The sequence below is a fragment of the Vibrio anguillarum genome, assembly GCF_003390515.1.
In the GTDB taxonomy this organism is placed as follows: domain Bacteria; phylum Pseudomonadota; class Gammaproteobacteria; order Enterobacterales; family Vibrionaceae; genus Vibrio; species Vibrio anguillarum.
The window spans coordinates 3,108,682-3,112,062 of the sequence record NZ_CP031479.1; the positions used below are offsets into that span (position 1 = coordinate 3,108,682).

At 37.2% G+C, this 3,381-nt stretch carries 3 protein-coding genes; 1 reads left to right on the forward strand and 2 read right to left on the reverse strand.

Going from position 1 to position 3,381, the window contains the following annotated elements:
- Nucleotides 1–153: 153 nt before the first annotated feature.
- Both DD616_RS17080 and DD616_RS17085 read right to left on the reverse strand, forming a co-directional pair.
- Nucleotides 154–879 (reverse strand): winged helix-turn-helix domain-containing protein, encoded by a 726-nt coding sequence (locus tag DD616_RS17080; protein WP_208871974.1) that lies wholly within the window; start codon nucleotides 877–879, stop codon nucleotides 154–156.
- Between the two features lie 155 nt (nucleotides 880–1,034).
- The gene (locus tag DD616_RS17085) at nucleotides 1,035–2,768 is read right to left on the reverse strand and encodes an ATP-dependent nuclease (protein WP_208871975.1); all 1,734 of its coding nucleotides are present in this window, start codon (nucleotides 2,766–2,768) and stop codon (nucleotides 1,035–1,037) included.
- 200 nt (nucleotides 2,769–2,968) lie between these two features.
- Between DD616_RS17085 and DD616_RS17090 the strand changes: the two genes are divergently transcribed.
- The gene (locus tag DD616_RS17090) at nucleotides 2,969–3,214 is read left to right on the forward strand and encodes a WYL domain-containing protein (RefSeq protein WP_231140401.1); all 246 of its coding nucleotides are present in this window, start codon (nucleotides 2,969–2,971) and stop codon (nucleotides 3,212–3,214) included.
- Nucleotides 3,215–3,381: the final 167 nt, after the last annotated feature.

Sequence of the window (3,381 nt, forward strand, 5' to 3'; positions counted from 1 at the left end):
ACACGTAATTTGATGATTTTTCTTAACCTCAGCTAACGCCCAATTAAGGGGTGAACAACGCCTCCATCCAAACCTAAAGCATTGTGCTATAAACACTAAATTTGAAGTAGAAGCAACAATGCCGAGCGTTGTGAATCCCTCTTAAATTGCTTGTTATACCATTTGATACACGACCAACTCTTTGATTCCATTGATTTCTATAATTCTCTCGTCATGTTCTAATTCACCTACTACAACGTCTGCATAATGGAGCATTCGGTGATGATTAGCACATAGTATTACAACATTTTCCTCATGCTGCCCACCGCCTTCCGACAATGGTTTTAGATGATGGGCTTCCGAATAATGCTCTCCGTTGCTTTTTACAAATGAAAACTGACAAGACTTGATTTGACACTTGTTTTGGTATTTGTCTTTTAGTTTCTTGACGATACCTTGATAACGTTTTATCTGCTGGCGCTTAACTTCAACAGTTTCATTTTCCAAACCTAGGTCTGAGATTAACTCAAGCGAGTTGACGCTGTTTAAATCGATATCATCACCAAACACAGAGGCACGATCAATACGGCTAAGGTTTTCACTGGACTTTACAATCGAGAGCAAACTTTCTAAGTACTGGCTTCCATCCGGTGTAAGCTCCCAAAGCCTAGTTGACTCACTGGATAAGTATCCTTCTTGAACTAGGTGCTGTCGCACGAACGCAAATTCATTACGCCATCGCAGTTCATTGCGACTTGAAAGAGTTTCCAGGTCAGAATCGATATAATTGAGCCACGAGTTTTCATCAATACAGTCTAAGACTTCCTTTTTGCTCGCAGTACCAGTTAGAAACCTCAATGCATACAAAATTAGAAAACGACTTTGTTCTTCTCTTTTCATCTAATACCTAACTTTCCCAAAATGGTATAACGCCCTGTTAAGGTGTGAGCAACGCAATACCAATGCCGCCGCATACCGCCTTAATCACTTAAACCAACGCATAGCGAAAATGCCACGCGTTGCGAATCACTCTTAAACAGTTTGTTATGTGCGTGTTACTTCAGAAGCTCAATTAATGATGAAAGAGTTTCAGGTAACTCTTCTGGGTTAACCCTTTGAGCTATGGCTCTACCCAAAATCGGTTTTGTCATTTTCTTGCCGCCTGAATTAAGTTTGCGAATTTCTTTAGAAAACTTGCCATTTTCGGCCACACATGTGGCTCGGAGATCTGAAATCGCCGTTTCTGTCCAAGTTTCGGGCACATCCTTATTGGAGCTAATCAAGTATTGCTGCCATGCTTCAAAAAGTACTCTATCACTAAAGGCGTCTTCAAATTCTTTATTGCCTACAATAAAACGTCTTGTATCAGGAACATTTAAAGCTTCAATAACTTCACTCAGCTCGTCGGTAGCATCATTGTCGAACAGCAAATAAATTTTTTCAGGGTCATGAATTTCTAGTATTGCCTTACAGAAGCCTGGAATGTTGGTAATTCCTTTGGTATTGATTATTTTGACCAAGTTCGAACCAATTGGCTTATCAAATTGAGAAATAAAATATTCTGGTAAGAAACCTTCCTCAGTTTCTCCTTCAACAATAACTAAATGTCTAGAAAAGAAGAGATATGTATTCTCCACCCCCAACGATCTCAATATTCTATTTGAAACTTCAGGCTCATCTCTTAAGAACTTAACTCTACTTACATTATTTTTGTTTTCAATAAGTCTTATGTTTTTGGGCTGAATTTGATTAATAACAAAAGGAGAGTGAGTGGTGAGAATAACTTGATTACCAGCGTCAGAAAAACCTTGGATGGTATCTAGTAGTTCAACTTGTGCTTTAACATGCAAATGAGTATCAGGTTCATCTAATAAGTAGATAGTCGATGAGTCACCTTCGATTATACTTTGCTCCTTTTTATACTCCAACAGCGCCATAGATATTCTACGTTTAGTACCGTATCCTTTTTTGCTAATATTTATTTCATTATCACCTTCAAGAAATTGTACTTTTGCATCAATACTTAAATCCCTAGATTGATATAAGGGAGTCACTTTCATATCTGCATCTTCACCGAGGAACATTCTTAGCTTAGTCAATATTCCATCATTTCTTATTTTCTCAGTCACTTCGTTCGAATATGCTTCAATTTTACTTTGAACGAACTCTTCCACGGTTAAATCGTCCGTGATTTTTTCTGACCAAATGCTGCTTTGTTTTTCTTTTAAAAATACTTCTTTGAAAAATGAAGGAACATTTTCAAATTGATTACCGTCAAGCTGAATATTATTAAAACTAGGAAAGCGCGCCCCTTCAACTTCAAGAGGGCCATCTTGGTTTAAAATCTCAATGATTCTTGTTTTCAAAGTCGATGGTTGAGAGTTAGCACGAACGGTTAACCCAAGTTCTCTAGCTACACTTCTGATCTCATTGATGTTATCAGTATTTTCATGATCATAATCTTCAACAAAAACCGTTTTCAAATGTTCAACATAGTCTGGGGATGGCTTTGATTTCATAACCCCTTCGGAAACTTCACTACCTTCTTTAGTAAAAGTTTTCTCAAAAATGAAGTTATCAATTTCTATCTCTATTGAAATCTGGTCCATGTTAAAGTTGAAGTCATCTACTTCAACCTTTTGATTCTGTGTAATTACTCTCAAACAGTCAATTAACGAAGTTTTCCCTGCGTCGTTTTCTCCTACAATAACAGTAAGCCCATCTTCAAAACTCAGTTTAAACCCGACCAAACTTCTGAAGCCGTTAATCGAAATCTTCTTAATTTTCATATTTAATTACTTCTTATAAATTCAAATTAGATTAATAAAACACTGCTACGATGTCTGTAATTAACAATTTAATCAATTTCATTATTTAATAACATTAGATCACACAAAATAAAAACCCACCGTATTTCATATTGAAAACACCAGTCATTGACCACATTAATGCAATGGAATTAAACAAACAACATATCAGGAGAAGAACATTGAAACAGATCATTGCTAGTGCCGGAAAAAACCTGCACACAGTTATAATTAAAGCTCGCGAGAAAGACGGCTCAGTAGAAACTCGTGAAGCTGAACCATACAGTTACCGAATTACAAATGGCGAAGAAAAGTTTTTTTGCTACGACATTAAAAAAGGAGGTATTAGGAACTTCGCTGTAATTAATATTCTTTCTGTAGAAGAAACCAATAACAAGTTTACACCTAGATGGGCTGTTGAAGTCTAGGGTTGGGGGCGTTGAAATAACGCCCTATCTGCTGGCACATAACGCCCGGCTAAGGGGTTGACAACGCACCACCAAACTTAAAAAAACACACTGTAAACGCTGAACTTCAATTTTGCATTAAAGTCGCCAAGCGTTGGCAATCCCTCTTGAGCCGTTTGTTAGGCCAA